This is a genomic window from Bradyrhizobium sp. Kon56 (genome assembly GCF_055807635.1).
The window spans coordinates 1-295 of sequence record NZ_JBVVOU010000340.1 but is presented as its reverse complement, the minus strand read 5'-3'; the positions used below and the strand labels follow the sequence as shown (position 1 = coordinate 295).

Here is a 295-nt window from a genome sequence, read left to right as displayed (position 1 = left end):
AGCAGATCTGCCGACTCGGCCAGACGCCCGGTGATGTTCTGAAAACGGGCGAGTACGTTCTGGATGCTCTGCTCGGACGCGCCGACGGAATGGCTGTCCTGATCCGCGCTGCTCGATGCAGCCTGTACCAATTGGGTGATCGCATTGTTGATAATGTCGACCTTGGCTGACATCTGCTGGCGCTCAATGCTGCCATCGAAGCCGCCCGCGCCGGCGAAGCAGGGCGTGGCTTCGCCGTGGTCGCCGATGCCGTACGCAGCTTGTCGAGCAAGTCGAGCGAGACCGGCCAGCAGAT

At 62.4% G+C, this 295-nt stretch carries 1 pseudogene; it reads left to right on the top strand.

Annotated features, from left to right (window positions below):
* Nucleotides 1-170: 170 nt before the first annotated feature.
* A pseudogene (locus AC0L3B_RS39230) lies at nt 171-295 on the top strand (methyl-accepting chemotaxis protein); the annotation flags it as partial.